We start from the raw sequence: 16,399 nt of genomic DNA on the forward strand, positions 1-16,399 counted from the left end.
ATGGCGCGTGGCGAAGGTAAAAAAGCAGCAAGGCCTGCTGACCGTCCTGCTGGCGCTCGCGGCCAATCTGGGCATCGCGCTGGCCAAGACGGTCGCCGCGCTGATGACCGGCTCGGCGTCGATGGCGGCCGAGGCGGGGCACTCGTTCGTCGACTCGATCAACGAACTGCTCCTCCTCACCGCGCTGCGGCGCAGCGAGCGGCCCGCGGACTCGCGGCATCCCTTCGGCCACGGCACCGAGCGCTACTTCTGGTCGCTCCTCGTCGCCGTGTGCATCTTCGGGATGGGGGCGCTGTTCGCCTTCCTCCAGGGCTTCGGGGCGCTTCTCGGCAAGGGCGCCGAGGAGGCCAGCCCGCTCGTCGGCTACATCGTGCTGGCCATCTCGGCCGTGCTCGAGTCCGTCTCGTGGAGGCAGGCGTTCCGTGAGACCCGGAAGCACGCGCGCGAGCGCGGCGAGGGCTTCCTGGAGTTCCTCCGCGCGACCGACGACCCGACCGCCAAGTCCGTGCTCTTCGAGGACTCGGCGGCGCTGCTCGGCATCGCCTTCGCCGCTCTCGGCCTGCTGACGCACCAGCTGACCGGCTCGGCCGTCGGCGACGGCGTCGCCTCGCTGCTCATCGGCCTGATGCTGTCGCTGGTCGCGTTCCTGCTCGGCCGCACGAACCGGGAACTCCTCGTCGGGCGCCAGGCACGGCCCGAGGTGCTCGAGGGCATGCGCCGGATGCTGACGGACGCGCCCGAGGTCGAAGAGCTCGTCGACCTGCTGACGATGAACGTCGGCACCGACCAGATCCTCGTCTGCGCAAGGCTGGACTTCGACGACTCACTCGGCGCCGCCGACGTCGAACGCGCGTGCGCGCGGCTCGACGGCGAGCTGCACGAGACGTACCGCGAGGTCTATGAGGTCTTCCTCGAACCCGTGCCCCGCGACGACTCCGGCCTGCGCGAACGCGTTCTGGCCCGGTACGGTCGGCAACGTGAGGTCGTGTCCGACGAGACCGGCTGACCGCGTTCGCCGGTAAATGTCGGTGTCGCGGCCTAACGTCGGGGCGTGAACCGTACCGACCGGCTCTACGCGATCGTCGAAGAACTCCGGGCGAGCTCACCCGGCCGGCGCACCGCCCGCTCGCTCGCCGACCGTTTCGACGTCAGCGTCCGCACCATCGAACGGGACGTGAGCGCGCTTCAGCAGGCGGGAGTGCCGATCTACGCCGACACCGGGCGCGGCGGCGGTTACACCCTCGACCGCACCCGCACCCTGCCCCCGATGAACTTCACCCCGGCGGAGGCGGTCGCCGTGGGCATCGCGCTGGGCCAGGCCACCGGAGCCCCGTTCGCCCGCTCCGCGCGCACCGCCCTGCTGAAGATCGTTGCCGCGATGTCGGCCGCCGACAGCGCCGAGGCGCGTGAGCTGGCCGAGCGGATCCAGTTCCTGGTGCCGGGCACGCAGGACGACCGCGCCGCCGTGCCCGCCGTCGTCGAGGAGGCCGTGGCACTGCGCCAGGTGGTGCGGCTGAGCTACGTCGACCGGGCCGGCGCCGAGACCGAGCGCGACGTCGAGCCGGTCGCGTTCGTGTCGGGCGCGCGCGACTGGTACCTGGTCGGCTGGTGCCGTCTGCGCGAGGGCCCGCGCCTGTTCCGTATGGACCGCATCCGGCGGGCGTCCCTGCTGGATGAGACGGCGCCCGTACGCGACTTCGGCGACATGGCACCGCGCGTTCCGGACCTGGTGGCGCACGCGCTCCAACTCGGCTGAAAACACCGACATAGGGCTGTCGCCGTCGGACGGGATCGTACGTGTCGTCCCGCGCGGATCCGCGGGGAGTCCCATACCGGAAGGTGACGATGATGAGTGCTCAGCAGTACAACGCGGTGGAATGGTTCGAGGTCGCGACCGACCGGCCGGAGGAGGCCCGGCGGTTCTACGGCGAGCTGTTCGGCTGGACGTTCGCCGGCGACGGGCCGTACCAGGAGATCACGGCGCCGGGCGCGGACCACGTCGGCGGCGGCCTCTCCGACACGGGGGGCCGGTTCCCCGGCTACGCCATCTTCTACGTGACGGTCGAGGACGTGGCGGGGACGCTGGCGAAGGCGGAGTCGCTGGGCGCCAAGGCGATCGTGCCGGCGACGACCACGCCGGACGGTCTGGTCTTCGCCCAGCTGCGCGACGCGACCGGCAACCACTTCGGCATCTTCACCCCGCCGCCCAGGGCCTGATCCGGCGCCTGTGCCGACGCCGGTCAGTCAAGCGTCCAGAGGTGGACGGGCGGGCCGGCGTCGACGTCGCGGCCCGCGGCGGCGGCCGGCGCGCGAAAGCACGCCTCGAAGCGGGCGTCGATCTCGGCGTCCAGGCCGTCGTCGTCGCGCTGCCACGGGTCGCCTCGGCCGTCGAGCAGCCGGAGGACCTCGGCGAAGTGCTCCCCGCCGAGCATGTGGTACGGCCGGTCCGGCGGATTCCACCGGAGCCCCTCCGCCTGCTCCGCCACGGTGTCCCCCAAACTCTCCGGCGTACCGCGACGCGACGTCGCGCAGCCCCTGCGTCGCGTCAGTGGTGGGGCGCGTGGACCTGGTCGAGCCCCGCGCGCAGGGCGCGGGCGAGTTCGATGGCGTTCCCGGTCTTCCAGAAGTGCATGTAGAACAGGCGGGGCTGCTCGTACAGCATGTGGTTGTGCAGCTCGACGATGGTCATGCCGTGCGAGCGCAGGGCGTTGATCACCGGGTTGACCTGGTCGGCGGTCATGGTGAAGTCGCCGTTGACCGCGGCGCGCCCGCCTCCCAGGGGCTGGAACATCAGCAGGGTCGAGGCCTCCATCAGGTACGGCAGCGTGATGTGGGCGCGGGTGTCGGTGACCTTCTGGGCGACGGGGATGTGGTACTGCAGCACGCCGTTCTCGTCCTCGCCCTTGGCGCCGATGACGCGGTCCAGCGCCGCGGTGTCCAGGGCGACCGGCGGTTCGGTGGTCTCCGGCTGGTTGAGAGGGATGCCGGTCCGCGCGAGAGCGGTGTGCATCGTACGGGCGATGCGGACCGGATCGCCCAGCGCCCAGTAGTGCATCCACCAGAGCCGCGGGGTCTCGTCCTGGATGTGCTTGTGGAGCGCGGTGATCTCCACACCGCCCTGCCGCAGGGCGTCGGCGACCTTGCTCACCTCGGAGCTCTTGAGCGTGACCTCACCGATCATCAGGGCCTTGCCGGGGCCGGTCCGGTGGAAGGAGGCCTCGGCGTTCAGCTCCATGCCGGGGTTCTCCCGTACGCCGGCGTTGACGACCCGCAGGTCGGTGCGCAGCCACTCGGCGGTGTGCACATCACCGGCCTCGGTCTGGAGCGGCCGGCCGATGGCGCGGCCCACGGCGTTCCAGTCGACGTCACCGGCCTTCGCCAGGGCCGGCCCGCCGGTCATGGCGAGCACGGCGGCGGCCGTCGCCAGGATCGGCGCGCGGCGGCGGAACCCGTGTGCCGACGCCCGTGAGGCGCGTATTCGCTGCGGGCATGGACCGGTCATCGTCTTCCTCCCCCCGCGGACCGAGGTGTTGGAGTCCGATAGGTGAGCCATTCCCCGGTTTCGAGGGCGCATACCACCCCGTACGGCCAGCGGGTGCTCGCCGGCGCCGGAGCCCGGAACGCGAGCGGATCCGCCCCTCCGGCCGGGTGCGGTCAGTACAAGGGGGTGGCCGACCTCGAGCCCTGACGGATCCCGTGATGCGCGCCTCCCGGGACTCGGGTCGCGCGATGCCGCCCGCGGGGGCCGGGCTCCGGGCAGGGCGTGGATGTCGGTGGCTTGACGTTTAATCGGGGCGTGAACATAGGTGAGCGCATCGCTGAGCTGGCCGCTGAGGTCAAGCGCCTGAACGACCTGTATTACGGCACCGGCGACAGCCCGCTGCCGGACGCCGACTACGACGCGTTGAAGGACGAGCTGGCGGCGCTCGTCGCCGAGCACCCGGAGCTGGAGCCGGCCGACAGCCCGCTCGGCAAGGTCAACGCGCCGGCGGAGCTGACCGGCCCGACCGTGCGGCACGCGCGTCCGATGCTCTCGCTGGCGAAGGCCACCGATGAGGAGCAGATCCGTACGTTCTGCGGGCGCTTCGGCGGCCAGGTCTTCCGCGTGTCGGAAAAGCTCGACGGGCTTTCTCTCAGCGTGGTCTACGTCGACGGCAGCCTGGACTACGTCGCCACGCGCGGCACGGGCGCGGTCGGTGAACTGGTGACCGAGAAGGTGCGCCATGTGATTCCCGGTCTGCCGGTCGAGATCGAGGTGCCGGGGCGTGTGGAGGTCCGCGGTGAGGCGGTGATGTTGCGGTCGGTGTGGGCCGCCTACAACGAGGCGCACCCGGACCGGACGCTGACCAACCCGCGGTCGGGCGCGGCGGGCACGCTGGTGCTGAAGGATCCCGTGGCGGCCGCGAAAGCCGAGCGGCTGCTGCGGTTCTTCGCGTTCGGTGCCGATCGTGACGGCGTCGCGCTGGAGGTCCCGGCGGGGTTCGATCCGGTCGCCCAGTATGTGTGCGCGAGCGTCGAGGAGGTGCTGACCGCGATCGATGAGATCGGCGGGCGCCGTGACGGGCTGGACTACGACATCGACGGCGCGGTCGTGCGGTTGCACGAGCCGGCGGCGTTCGACGCGGCGGGCTTCAACAGCGCCGAGCCGCGTGGGGCGATCGCGTTCAAGTATCCGCCGGAGGAGAAGCTGACGAAACTGCTGTCGGTGGAGTGGCCGGTGGGCAAGATCGGCCGGGTTCCGCCGCGGGCGCGGGTCGAGCCGGTGTTCGTCGGCGGAGTGACCGTGGAGAACATCACCCTCCACAACCCGAGGTTGATCCGTGAGCGCGATCTGCGGATCGGGGACACGGTGGCGGTCGTACGGCGTGGCGATGTGATCCCGTTCGCCGGCCGCTCGCTGCCCGAGCGGCGCGATGGGAGCGAGGTCGAGATCGTCCCGCCGGCGCACTGTCCGTCGTGCGGCTCGGAGCTGGAGGTCCGTGGCACCGGTGAGGAGCGCTGGTGTGTGAATCTGCAGTGCCCGGCGCAGGTCACGCGCCGGCTGATGCACTGGGCCTCGCGGCAGGCGGCCGACATGGAGGGCGTCGGTGATGTCTGGATCGAAAAGCTCGCCGAGGACGGGGTGCTCAAGCGCCGCAGCGACTTCTACGATCTGACGGCTGAGCAGTTGCTCGGCTATGAGCGGATGGGCGAGGTCAGCGCCAAGAACATGGTCGACTCGATCGCGTCCTCCAAGGGCATGGGGCTGCGGCGCGCGTTGATCGGCATGGCGATCCCGATGGCCTCCGAGGGCACGGCCAAGCGCCTGTGCCTGGCCGGCTACGAGCGCATCGAGGACGTCGCGGCGGCGACGGCCGAGGACCTGGTGGCGATCCGCGACATCGGCCCGAAAGCCGCCGCGAGCATCGTCGACTTCTTCGCCCGCACGGACGTCAAGGAAGAAATCGCCCGGCTGCGTGAGCGCGGCGTGAACCTCGACGTGCTGGACGAGGACCGGCCGCTCGACGCGGCGGCCGCGCACGACTCGCCGCTGAAGGGCAGGTCGGTCGTGATCACCGGCGCCTTCACCGATCCACGCTCGGGCGCGAAGATCAGCCGCCCGGACGTCACGCGCCTGGTCGAGCAGGCGGCGGCGACGACCGCCTCGTCGGTCTCGGCCAACACCGACTACCTGCTCGCCGGCGAGAACGTCGGCGCGTCCAAGACCGGCAAAGCCGACAAGCTCGGCGTCACGGTCGTCCGCCAGGACGAGTTGTGGCAGTGGCTGGCCGAGGCCGGCGTGCTTTAGGGCGTGTCTCAAAGCCCCGCTGTCCGCGGGACGGGGCCTTCGCCGCGGGCGGACGCCTCGACGGTAGCGAGACGATGACGAGCCCGCCGAGCAGCAGGACGGAACCCGCGGTCACCGGCGTGGACATGCGCTCGCCGAGGACGGAGACGGCCAGGACGGTGGCGACCAGCGGTTCGGCCAGTGACAGCGTGCCCGCGGTCGCGGCGGTGACGCGGCGCAGGCCGGCGACGAAGAACCAGTACGCCAGCGCCGCGGTGACCGGGCCGAGCCACGCGATCAGGGCGAGCCCGCGTACGGTGCCGAGCGCGGGCAGCCCGGCCAGGGTCCACGGAGCGAGGACCGCCCCACCGGCCAGCAGCGTCACCGAGACGGCGGCCGGCATGCCGACGCCCCCTTGGATGAGCCGCTTGGCCGACACCGTGTAGACGCCGAAGCATCCCCCGGCCAACGCGCCGAACGCCGCGCCGTACGCGTCGATCCGTACGGGGCCGGCCGGCGTCATCACGAGGGCGCAGCCGGCGATCGCGAACGCCGTGCCGCCGATCCAGCGCCGTGTCAGCGGGGTGCCGAGCACCAGCCGTTCGCAGACGCCGGTGCTGACCGGCGCGATCCCGAACGCGATGGCGGTCGCGACGGCCGCCCCCGTCCGCGCGACCGAGGTCATGAACGCGGCCTGGAACGTCGCGGTGGCGGCGGAGGCGGCCAGCAGCGGCGGCCACGACGTGCGGGACAGCGTGCGGTACGCACCGGGAGCCGTCACCAGAACGGTGACCGCCAGCACGACGCCGCCGAGGAGGATCCGGGCACCGCCCAGGGCGACCGGACCCGCGGGGACGTCGGCCAGCAGCTGGGCCGGACCGACGGTGCCCCACAGGATCCCGGCCATGAGCACCAGCAGCACTCCGGAAACGTCGTTTCGTTGCTCCATGGCCGCGACGCTAGTGAGAAGTGCGCTGTATCAGATCGTCGGCCGAACTTCGTTCGCGCTGATACGCCATGACCGTCACTCGTTCGCCGCTCGCGGCCTCACACCGCGTTCAGCCGTACGACGTTCGGGGATCCCGCTCCACGACGTCGGAAAGTTCGGACTGCTCGGCCGGCTGTACGTAGTCGAACACCACGGTGGTGCGCACGTCCACGAACTCCTTGCGTCGCGCGAGGCGGTCGAGGACGAAGTCCCGCAGGTAGCGCGTGCTGGGTACCGCGACGTGAACGAGGAGGTCCTCGTTGCCCGTCACGACGAACACCCCCAGCGTCTCGGGGAGCTTGGCCATGCTGTCCCGCACCGATTCGATGGCCTCCCGCGACTGCGGCCTGATCCGGATCGAGATCAGCGCCTGGACGCTGCGGCCGAGCGCCGTCATGTCCACCCCGGCGTGGAAACCGGTGATCACTCCGCGCTCGCGCAGGGCGCGCGTCCGCTCCAGGGCGGTCGACGGGGCGATCCCCACCGCCTGGGCCAGCTCCCGGTTGGTCTGCCGGCCGTCTCGCTGCAACCGGCGCAGGATCTCCCGGTCCACCGCGTCCACGAAAACCCCTCCATCACGCCGAACTCCGTACGCGCGACGTCGGCTCGCCGCCGCTATCGCCGAATTTTATTCGGCCGTCCCGGAGGCGGCTCGGAGCGCGGCGCCAGGGGTGCTTCGGCTGGTTCTCCGCGGCGTAGGGCCGCGGTTCCGCCTCCTACGCGCCACCCGGCGGCGCTTGGTCACTGGGCGTCGGGCTCGTGGGTCGCGGGTTTGGTGTGGAGGACTTCGCGGGCCTGTTCGGCGGCCCGGGTGAGGCTCTCGGTGACGAAGTCGAGGAAGCGGGCGATGTTCTCGAGGCGGGTGGCGGCGGGCGTGTCGGGGCCGAGGACGCCGACGCCCTTGCGTGCGGTCTCGACGAGCTGGGCGTTGTCCCGCGCGCTGCGGATCATCGACTGGTACCAGAGGTCGTCGTCGACGACGTAGCGCTCGCGGCGGTGTTCGTCGCGCTCGCGGCGGACCAGGTCCAGGCTCTCCAGGAACGCGATCGCCTTGGAGATGGACGCGGGGCTGACGTGGAGGCGCTGGGCCAGTTCGGAGGCGGTGAGGCTGCCCGCGTCGGTGGTGTAGAGGCAGCCCAGCACCCGGGCCATCATCTTGGGCAGGCCCGACTGCATGAAGACGGTCGTGAGCATCTCCTCGTACTCGCGCACGGCTTCGGGGTCGCGTCCGTGGGGTTGCGGGGCCGCCTGCGGCTCCCGGGGCGCGGCCTGCCTGCGCCGGTGGGTGCGGCGTTCGGTCGCGCGGTGGGCCAGGTCGGCGCGGTACGCGGTGGGGCCGCCGTTGCGCATCACCTCGCGGGTGATCGTGGAGGTGGGGCGGTCCAGGCGTCTGGCGATCTCGGCGTAGGCGAGGCCGTCAGCCAGCCCCAGCGCGATCTGCTGGCGGTCCTGCTGGGTGAGCCTGCCTCCGGGCATCGCGATCTCCCTCGTGTTCCTCCGACGCCTCCACCTTAGCGTTAACCTTCAATCCATTGCAACGAACAGATGACCCTTGTTGCATTACCTTTCACGACCACTGCAACGATTAGTTGGCTGTGACCTGCAGATGCATGGTCTTCATGCAAAGGTCTGGTTGTTCAATCAGTGAAGGCAACGTAGCGTTTCCAGTGTTCGAAACAACGAGCACAGGGAGCACACGATGCAGAAGTTCGACACCCCCGCCCCGATCGCCGCCGTCGTCCACATCCCGGCCGGACGCGTCCAGCTCATCGCCGCCGACCGGGCCGACACCGCGGTCGAGGTCCTGCCCGCGAACGCCGCCAAGGGCCGCGACGTGAAGGCGGCGGAGCAGACCACGGTCGAGTACGCCGACGGCGTCCTGCGGATCGAGACTCCGGCGAAGAACCAGTACGTCGGCCCCTCCGGATCCATCGAGGTGACGGTCCAGCTGCCCGCCGGTTCCCGCATCGAGGCCAAGGCGGCCAGCGCCGAACTCCGGGCCGTGGGGCGGCTCGGCGACGTCGTCTTCGACGGCGCGTATCACCAGATCAAGATCGACGAGGCCGCGAGCGTCCGCCTCACCGCGACCGACGGCGACGTCGAGGTCGGCCGGCTGGGCGGCCCCGCGGAGATCAGCACCGCGAGAGGTGACATCCGGATCGCCGAGGCCGTGCGCGGCACGGTCGTGCTGCGCACCCAGTCCGGGGACATCTCGATCGGCGCCGCCGCCGGAGTCTCGGCCTCCCTGGACGCCGGCACCTCCTACGGCCGCGTCAGCAACTCCCTCAGGAACGACGGCACCGCCGAACTCGACATCCACGCGACCACCTCTCACGGCGACATCACCGCCCGCAGCCTCTGAGGAGCACCACCATGACGAACACCACGGACAACGACACTCCCTCGACCGGTTCGAGGTGGACCGGCATGGTGCCGGTCGACGACACGGCCCTGGCCGTCACCGACACCGGCGGCCCCGGGACGCCGGTGGTCTACCTCAACGGCCAGTTCGCCACTCAGGGGTACTGGCGGCGGGTCCTGGCCGAACTCGGGACGGGGTGGCGGCACATCACCTACGACGAGCGGGCCCGCGGCAGATCGAAGCGTTCGGCCGACTACTCCTTCGAGGCCGCCGTCCGGGACGTCGATGCCGTTCTCGCGGCCAGGGGGGTGGACCGGGCGCTGCTGGTGGGCTGGTCCTACGGAGCATGCGTCGCCGCGCACTGGGCCAGGCGGAATCCCGGCCGTACCGTGGGCGCGGTCCTGGTCGACGGCGCTTTCCCGTACGACTGGCTGGACGAGGCCATGGAGCAGCGGATCCGGAAGCTGTTCCGGCGGATGGGCTGGTTCACGCCGTTGCTGCGCCCGACGGGCCTGACCCCGCGGATGACCGCCGAACAGCAGGCGGACAGCAACATCGAGCTCGGCAGGCTCTCCCGCGAGCGCGAACTGGGCCCCGTGCTGGACGACATCACCGTCCCGGTGCGGTATGTGGTCGCGTCGGGAACCTCCTTCGGAAGCCGCGGCGATGAGCAGGAGCGGATACGCACGAGCCTGGAGAAGGTGACCGCCCGCAACACGAACATCAAGATCAGCGCGAAGGTCGCCGGCAACCACGGTGCGATCCTGAAGAAGGATTTCCGGGCCGTGGCCGAGGCCGTACGCGAGGTCGCCGCCCTCGACCACGAGGAGCGCTGAAGACCTGATCAGCAGACGGACGATCAGCCGGCCGACTCCATCCCCACCGCCGTCTCCGCCGAAGACGAGCCCGTCACCCCGAGGTCAGCGCCGGTCGGAAAACCAGCGCTCGGGCGGTGGCGGGCGCGCCGGCCGCTCAACCCGGCGGTGTCTCCGTGAACGGTTCCGCGCTGAGCGTGCCGGCCAGCGCGACGGCTTCCCGGAGCCGGTCGACGACCGCTCCGGGGCCGAGTGCCCCGGCATAGGTCTGGTGGAGTCCGTTCTTGCGGATCCAGAGCTTGGTGGTGTTCCCGCGCCGGGCGACGTCGCGGATCTGCCGCAGAACGGGTTCGCCGAGGCCGGCGCCGCCGGTGACCCGTGGCTGACCGTCGTTTGCGCCGTCGACGTCCAGGTCGGGCAGCGATCGGGGCAGGAGGACCGTGATCTGCGTCGTCCGGGCGTACCGGGAGACGACGAACTGCCTTCCATCGAGGTGGCCCCGCAGAAGCCCCAGCGGCCGCCCGAACCAGTCCGCCGCCCTGGTCATGGACCCGATCGGCGGGCGGGCCGTCCAGCCCTGCTCGCGGGCGAGCCGTTCGAAGTCCGCGTCCGTGGCGTGTTCCGGCGCGGAATCGGGAACCGGATGCGCCGCCGGCGCCGGAGCCCGCACCGGGGACGCCGTGCCACCTGCCTTGTCCTCCTTGCGACCGGACAGCACCAGCGCCAGCCAGCCGAGGACCGCGGCCGGCACGCCCGGCAGTATCGTCCACAGCGGAATCCGGCCCAGATAAACCCATGGCGCGCTCACGGCAGAGGCCTTGTGCGCGGTGTAGACCCTGTTGCCGTGCCCCGCATACCCGCGAATCGTGCCGCTCGTTCCGGCCTTGTCGTAGTCGGTCCAGGACAGTTTCAACGTGCCGCTGTGAACATGGCCGTCCTTGCTCGTCCAGGTCGCTCCGCCGCAGTCGGGATCGCTTGGCTTATGTGTGCGGGCGGTCACCGTGTAACGGCAATGGCCGAACTGGTAATGCACCGTGACGGGGGTTCCGTATTTTCGGACGTAGTTTGCCTCGTCGCCGTACCGTACGGCCAAGCCCAACAGCGCGAACAGGCTGAGCGCGGTGCCCAGGGCCGCCACTCCCGCTACGACCGCCAGGGCCACCGGGAAGTGACCGCGGCGGCGACCGTACCTCCTGACCGCCGCGGCCGGGAACACGAACGCCAGGAAGATGGGCAGTACCGCGCTGGCCACCGTCTGCAGCGCACTGATGTACAGGGTCAAGACGACCGCTACGGCGACGATCGAACAACCGACGCAACCCGCGCGCCTTTTCGCGTTTTGGCCGGCCACACCCTGCCCTTCCTTCGGGCCTAACGGGCGGCTCAGCGTACGCAGCGCCGGTATAGATCCGGTATATGCCCGGTACGTGAGCGCCACGGCCTGCTCGCAGGCGAAGAAGCGACGCACACCACCGGGCCGACCCCCCGAGCCGTGAGTGAACTGGTGGCCCGCGACCCGGCCGCCCAGGTCAGAGGATTCAGCGGGTTGCGGCTTGTCCGGCCGGGGTCGTCTGGGCGCCGATCGCGTGCATCAGCATGGGGAAGGACCGGTGCAGATCCCGCTGCCAGTACTGCCAGGCGTGGTGGCCTGGTCCGTAGAAGTCGGTGGTGACGGGCACGTGCGCCTGCCGCAGTGCGTGGACGAAGTTGCGGGATTCGGCGTAGACCTCGGCTTCGGTGCGGTCGGTGGTCTGCGAGGACCCGTCGTACGGGCCGCCGGGCTGTCCGTTGCCGGACGCGACGAACAGCTTGACCCCGTGCAGGAGATCAGCGTGATCGGTGGGGTCGTTCGCCTCCCAGACGGCGCGCTGAGCGACGGGGTCGCCCCAGAGAGCATCCGGGTAGAGGTACGCGAGCACGCCGTCGGGATCGCTGAGCGGGTCCAGGACGCCGCTGTAGGAGGCGGCGGCGCGGAACAGGCCCGTCTCGGCGTATTTCATCGCTCCGTACCCGCCCATGGACAGGCCGGCGACCGCCCGTCTCGGGCCGGCTTGAAACCCGCGTTCCAGGATCTGGCGTAGCTCGGTGAGATGGAACGTCTCCCAGCGGGGCGAGCCGCCGCTGCCCCCGTTCCACCAGTCGGAGTAGAAGCCGTCGGTGCCGGCCTCGGGCATGACCACGAGTACGTCCGTCCTGGCGGTCAGGCGCTCCACGTCCGTGGAGCGCGTCCAGCTGACGTAACTGTCGCAGCATCCGTGCAGGAGGTAGAGGACCGGCCAGCGCTTGTGCGGGCGGGCCTTCGCGTCGGGGGGCAGGAGGAGCCGCACCTGCTCATTGCCCGCCATCGCCGGCGAATCGATGGTCAGGTCGAGCGTGCGCTCGTCGATCCATTGCCGCGCCACGACATGCGCCCCATCGTCAGCGGCGGCGGCCCTGGGCGGCGCCGCATGAGGGCTGGCGCCGGCGCCGGCCGGCGTTGCCACCGCGGTCAGGCACGCCAGCGCTGCGGCCATCACCAGACCGGCCAGCCGTGGGACCGCGCGCCTTTCGTGGCCCTGTCCCGACCCCGGCGTTCGGGCTTCCCGACGATCCGCACTCATCCGAGGCCTCCTCGTTCTCCCCGCGCTGACGCAGGCTCGGCGCACCGTTCTCGCCGCCTCGCGTCGGCCGGTGCCGCCGTGATCGTCTGCCGCGCCGCACCCCGGGTGAAGCCTTTGACCACATCCAGCCAAGCCCGGTGCTGGACCGAGCACCCCGGCCGGCCTTCAGGCCGGAGCGGAGCCCGGGAACTCGTCAAGTTCCGACCGCGCCCGGCGACGCGGCCGAGGCCGCTCCCGAAGCCGGTCGTCGACGTGGCTCAGCGGAGGAGCGCTCCGACCCGGGTGGCCAGGTGGACGCGGCACGGGTGTCCTTCGTCGGCGATCCGCATACTCGATAGTGTGTTCGAATGTGGCGCGAGAATCGGAGTGGCTTGCGCCGGGCGTCCGCGTCAAGCGCAGCGGGCGGCTCGTGTTCCTGCTGGCGTGGAAGCGTGACAAGTACGGCCGCTGGTGGGGGCATGTTGCCTGGCTGGCCCGCGAGCAGGTCACGTGGCGGGGAGTCGACGTGTGGATGCTCGCCGACGACCTGGAGCGCGTGGACGGTGAGGACTACCGGCGCGTGCCAAGGCGCTTCGCCGACGACTCGCCCTTCTGACTGAGCCGAGCACCGGCCGGTGGGGGACAGGCAGAGCACACGCTTCATGTTGAGGCAGGTGATCTCCGGCAGCCCACCGTCCAAGGACTCCCGGCGCGGCTCGCCGAGGAGACGCCGAGCTGCGCGCCCACCTCGCGTCCGCGCGTGAGCGATTCCTCGGGGTCCGTCATCGCCACTGGCCGTCTTGCGCCGGCGAGTGCGGAGTTTGACTGGACGCCCGAACCCTCGCTAATTTACGTTACGTTCCAGTTTCGTTTCGCTAACCGAGGAGGTGGGCGATGTCGGATGGGCGCAGGCCCGCGCCAGCGCGCGGCAGGCCTCGGGACGCCGGTCGTGACGTCGCGATCCTTGAGGCGACGCTGCTGGTGCTGACCGAGGTCGGATACGACCGGCTGACGATCGATGCGGTCGCGGCCCGGGCCGGGGTCGGCAAGCCGACGGTCTACCGGCGCTATCCGGGCAAGGCCGCTCTGGTGGCCGCGGCGGTCGAACACCGCGTGCCGGGAACGCCACCGGCCACCCCGCCGGGCGACCTGCGTGCGGCACTGCTGTTGACCGTACGGTGGCTGGCCGATCAGATCGCCGAACAGGAGATCGGGCTACTCGGCGCTCTGTTCACCGGCATGCGCAACGACCCCGGCCTCGCCGCGGAGATGCGGCGGATCCTGCGCCGGGATGAAGCGGCGATGACCGAGGAGCCGTTCCGCAGTGCCGTCGAGAGCGGTGAGTGGTTGGTGCCCGGTGCGGCCGAACTGTTCGCCGAGATCGCCCCGGCCGTCATCGTGCACCGGCTCATCTTCGCCGGCCGGCCCTGTGACCAGCCGTTCCTGGAGCACCTCGTCGACGACGTCCTCCTCCCGCTACTCCAAAGGCGATAGCCGCCACCCGCCACACCAGGGCCCGTGGCCCTGGCGCGTGACCGCCGCGATCCCGTGAGACCACCGACAGGAGAACTGATCATGATCGTCATCACCGGCGCGACCGGCGCGCTCAACGGCGCCACCGTCGAACACCTGCTCAAGCTGGTCCCCGCCGACCAGATCGGCGTCAGCGTGCGCGACGTCGCCAAGGCTAGGCACCTCGCCGACCGCGGCGTACGCGTGCGGCGCGGCTCCTACGACGACCCGGACGCCCTGCGTGACTCGTTCGAAGGCGCCGAGCAAGTGTTGCTGGTCTCCTCCAACGACCCCACCGCCGACGCCGTCGCCCTGCACCGCACCGCCATCGAAGCCGCGGTCGCAGCCGGCGCGCAGCGCATCCTCTACACCAGCCACCAGGGCGCCGGTCTCGACAGCCCGTTCCCGCCCGCAGGCGACCACGCCGCCACCGAAGCGCTCCTCGCCGGCACCGGCATCGCCTGGACCTCACTGCGCAACGGTTTCTACGCTCACAGTCTGGACTGGTTCCTCGGCCCCTGGCAGCAGACCGGAACCATCACCGCCCCGGCCGACGGCCCCGTCTCCTGGACCGACCGCGCCGATGCCGCCGAAGCCGCCGCGCTCATCCTCGCCGGAGACCGCTCTTTCGAGGGCCCGATCACCGTCACCGCTCCCGACGCCGTCACGTTCGACGACATCGCCCAGATCGCCTCCACCCTCACCGGCCGCACCATCGAACGGGTCGTCGTCGACGACGAGCAGTGGATCGCCGACCAGGTCGCAGCGGGCTCCTCGGAGGCCATGGCCCGCATGCTGCTCACCCTCTTCCAGGCCTCCCGCCAGGGCCGCTTCGCCGGAGTCGACCCGCTCCTGGCCGAACTCCTCGGTCGCGCCCCGCGCTCGGTCGCCGACCTGCTCACCGACCGCATCACCGGACAAAGCCCCAGCGGCCACTGACCCTCGGGCCGGACGCGACCATCGCCTCGATCGCCCGGCCGCCCAGTGTGAGTAGAGCGCCCGGCGATCTTGCTCCGCATCATGTTGGTCATCGCCTTCGCTACGGCGCCGAACCGCAGCGCCGTCGGCGCGGGCGATGCCGGGACCCGTCCCGGGGCGTGCGGCCAGCATCGCGCGATCCGGTCTCCGAGCCCGGGCGTAGCATGCACGAAATGGCGACTTGGGCTGATGAGAGCATCCACTCGTTCCGTATCGACGTCCCCCAGAGCGATCTGGACGATCTCCATGAGCGTCTTGACCGTACCCGCTGGCCCGACGAGTTGCCGGGTGTGGGCTGGTCCTATGGCGTCCCGCGCGACTATCTCAAGGAGCTGGCGCACTACTGGCGGCACGTGTACGACTGGCGGGCCGCGGAGGCCGAGTTGAATCAATGGCCGCAGTACACCACCGCGATCGACGGTGCGAACATCCATTTCGCCCATCTCCGCTCGCCGGAACCGGATGCGACCCCGCTGCTCATGACGCACGGCTGGCCCGGCTCGATCGTCGAGTTCACCGAGGTGGCCGGCCCGCTCACTGACCCACGCGCGCACGGCGGCGACCCGGCCGACGCGTTCCACCTGGTGCTCCCGAGCATCCCCGGGTTCGGCCTGTCCGGACCGACGACGCAACCGGGCTGGGAGTTCAAGCGAGTGGCCGCGGCGTTCGCCGAGCTGATGGCGCGTCTGGGCTACGCACAATACGGAGTACAGGGCGGCGACTGGGGAGCCGTCATCTCCCGCGAGCTCGGCCGTACCCGGCCCGATCGGGTCATCGGTGTCCATCTGAACCTGTTGCCGGATTCCTTCCAGGCCCAAGAACCCGACGCCGAGGAACTGGCGGCGCTAACCCCTGACGAGCGCGAGCGCACGCTGGCCTCCTGGGAACGCCTCAAGGCGTGGAGCCGTGAGCGCCAGGGGTATGCCGACCTCCAGGCCACCCGGCCGCAGACCTTGGCGTACGGCCTGACCGACTCACCGGTGGGTCAGCTGGCCTGGATTGCGGAAAAGTTCAAGGAGTGGACGGACTCCAAAGACCGTCCGGAGGACGCCGTCGACCGCGACCGGATGCTGACGAACGTGATGCTCTACTGGCTGACCGGCACAGCCGGCTCCTCAGCACGCATCTACTACGAACGGGCACACGCCGACTACTGGGGCACGCCCCCTGAGCCGTCGACGGCGCCGACCGCGCTGGCCGTCTTCCCGCGGGACAATTTCGTCCCGCTGCGGCATATCGCGGACCGTACGAACACCATCGTGCAGTGGACGGAGTACGAGCAGGGCGGGCATTTCGCAGCGATGGAGCAACCGGAGCTTCTGGTCGGCGACGTCAGGACGTTCTTCCGGAAACTCCGCGAGACCGCGCCCAAGTGACTCGGCCCGGCGGAGTGATGCC

General features: G+C 70.7%; 17 protein-coding genes. 10 read left to right on the forward strand and 7 right to left on the reverse strand.

What is annotated here, in order from left to right:
* Positions 1-7 precede the first annotated feature (7 nt).
* The 3 genes from ABEA10_RS28080 (at position 8) to ABEA10_RS28090 (ending at position 2,217) form a co-directional block, all read left to right on the forward strand.
* The gene (locus ABEA10_RS28080; RefSeq protein ID WP_345468984.1) at positions 8-1,006 is read left to right on the forward strand and encodes a cation diffusion facilitator family transporter; all 999 of its coding nucleotides are present in this window, start codon (positions 8-10) and stop codon (positions 1,004-1,006) included.
* Positions 1,007-1,051: 45 nt separating this feature from the next.
* Positions 1,052-1,756 carry a helix-turn-helix transcriptional regulator gene (locus tag ABEA10_RS28085; protein WP_329240577.1) on the forward strand — a complete coding sequence of 235 codons (705 nt, stop codon included), beginning with the start codon at positions 1,052-1,054 and terminating at the stop codon, positions 1,754-1,756.
* A gap of 92 nt (positions 1,757-1,848) precedes the next feature.
* The gene (locus tag ABEA10_RS28090) at positions 1,849-2,217 is read left to right on the forward strand and encodes a VOC family protein (RefSeq protein ID WP_345468985.1); all 369 of its coding nucleotides are present in this window, start codon (positions 1,849-1,851) and stop codon (positions 2,215-2,217) included.
* A 23-nt stretch (positions 2,218-2,240) separates the two neighbouring features.
* Here the strand turns inward: ABEA10_RS28090 and ABEA10_RS28095 are convergent, their stop codons facing one another.
* Both ABEA10_RS28095 and ABEA10_RS28100 read right to left on the reverse strand, forming a co-directional pair.
* Positions 2,241-2,498 (reverse strand): hypothetical protein, encoded by a 258-nt coding sequence (locus ABEA10_RS28095; RefSeq protein WP_345468986.1) that lies wholly within the window; start codon positions 2,496-2,498, stop codon positions 2,241-2,243.
* A 47-nt stretch (positions 2,499-2,545) separates the two neighbouring features.
* Positions 2,546-3,502 (reverse strand): DUF1259 domain-containing protein, encoded by a 957-nt coding sequence (locus ABEA10_RS28100; RefSeq protein WP_345468987.1) that lies wholly within the window; start codon positions 3,500-3,502, stop codon positions 2,546-2,548.
* Positions 3,503-3,796: 294 nt separating this feature from the next.
* On the opposite strand from ABEA10_RS28100, the gene ligA reads away from it, so the two are divergent.
* A complete protein-coding gene (ligA, locus tag ABEA10_RS28105; RefSeq protein WP_345468988.1) occupies positions 3,797-5,788 on the forward strand; it encodes an NAD-dependent DNA ligase LigA in 1,992 nt (663 codons plus the stop codon).
* Here ligA and ABEA10_RS28110 read toward each other — a convergent pair.
* From ABEA10_RS28110 to ABEA10_RS28120, 3 genes are all read right to left on the reverse strand, one after another.
* Positions 5,730-6,716, reverse strand: a complete 987-nt coding sequence (locus tag ABEA10_RS28110) for a DMT family transporter (protein ID WP_345468990.1) — start codon at positions 6,714-6,716, stop codon at positions 5,730-5,732. The two genes, ligA and ABEA10_RS28110, sit on opposite strands and share 59 nt — an antisense overlap.
* Before the next feature lie 109 nt (positions 6,717-6,825).
* Complete coding sequence (locus ABEA10_RS28115) at positions 6,826-7,317, reverse strand: Lrp/AsnC family transcriptional regulator (RefSeq protein ID WP_345468991.1); 492 nt, start codon at positions 7,315-7,317, stop codon at positions 6,826-6,828.
* 179 nt (positions 7,318-7,496) lie between these two features.
* Positions 7,497-8,231 carry a GbsR/MarR family transcriptional regulator gene (locus ABEA10_RS28120; protein ID WP_345468993.1) on the reverse strand — a complete coding sequence of 245 codons (735 nt, stop codon included), beginning with the start codon at positions 8,229-8,231 and terminating at the stop codon, positions 7,497-7,499.
* Between the two features lie 223 nt (positions 8,232-8,454).
* On the opposite strand from ABEA10_RS28120, the gene ABEA10_RS28125 reads away from it, so the two are divergent.
* Both ABEA10_RS28125 and ABEA10_RS28130 read left to right on the forward strand, forming a co-directional pair.
* Entirely contained in the window at positions 8,455-9,117 is a 663-nt protein-coding gene (locus ABEA10_RS28125) for a DUF4097 family beta strand repeat-containing protein (protein WP_345468994.1), read from the forward strand.
* 11 nt (positions 9,118-9,128) lie between these two features.
* Positions 9,129-9,953: an alpha/beta fold hydrolase gene (locus ABEA10_RS28130; protein WP_345468995.1), complete on the forward strand. Its 825-nt coding sequence runs from the start codon at positions 9,129-9,131 to the stop codon at positions 9,951-9,953.
* A gap of 136 nt (positions 9,954-10,089) precedes the next feature.
* Here the strand turns inward: ABEA10_RS28130 and ABEA10_RS28135 are convergent, their stop codons facing one another.
* Together ABEA10_RS28135 and ABEA10_RS28140 are read right to left on the reverse strand one after the other, a co-directional pair.
* A complete protein-coding gene (locus ABEA10_RS28135) occupies positions 10,090-11,214 on the reverse strand; it encodes a hypothetical protein (protein ID WP_345468997.1) in 1,125 nt (374 codons plus the stop codon).
* Positions 11,215-11,470: 256 nt separating this feature from the next.
* Positions 11,471-12,334, reverse strand: coding sequence for an alpha/beta hydrolase (locus tag ABEA10_RS28140; protein ID WP_345468999.1), 864 nt, complete (start codon positions 12,332-12,334; stop codon positions 11,471-11,473).
* 547 nt (positions 12,335-12,881) lie between these two features.
* Here ABEA10_RS28140 and ABEA10_RS28145 point away from each other — a divergent pair.
* The 4 genes from ABEA10_RS28145 to ABEA10_RS28160 all read left to right on the forward strand — a co-directional run bounded on the left by ABEA10_RS28145 (position 12,882) and on the right by ABEA10_RS28160 (position 16,377).
* On the forward strand, positions 12,882-13,127 hold the full coding sequence (locus ABEA10_RS28145; protein WP_345469000.1) for a hypothetical protein: 246 nt from the start codon (positions 12,882-12,884) through the stop codon (positions 13,125-13,127).
* Positions 13,128-13,405: 278 nt separating this feature from the next.
* Positions 13,406-14,005: a TetR/AcrR family transcriptional regulator gene (locus ABEA10_RS28150; RefSeq protein WP_345469003.1), complete on the forward strand. Its 600-nt coding sequence runs from the start codon at positions 13,406-13,408 to the stop codon at positions 14,003-14,005.
* An 81-nt stretch (positions 14,006-14,086) separates the two neighbouring features.
* Positions 14,087-14,962, forward strand: coding sequence for an NmrA family NAD(P)-binding protein (locus ABEA10_RS28155; protein WP_345469005.1), 876 nt, complete (start codon positions 14,087-14,089; stop codon positions 14,960-14,962).
* Between the two features lie 212 nt (positions 14,963-15,174).
* A complete protein-coding gene (locus ABEA10_RS28160; RefSeq protein ID WP_345469007.1) occupies positions 15,175-16,377 on the forward strand; it encodes an epoxide hydrolase family protein in 1,203 nt (400 codons plus the stop codon).
* The last annotated feature ends 22 nt before the right edge of the window (positions 16,378-16,399 follow it).

The sequence above is a fragment of the Actinoallomurus oryzae genome (assembly GCF_039541955.1).
Taxonomy (GTDB): Bacteria; Actinomycetota; Actinomycetes; order Streptosporangiales; family Streptosporangiaceae; genus Actinoallomurus; species Actinoallomurus oryzae.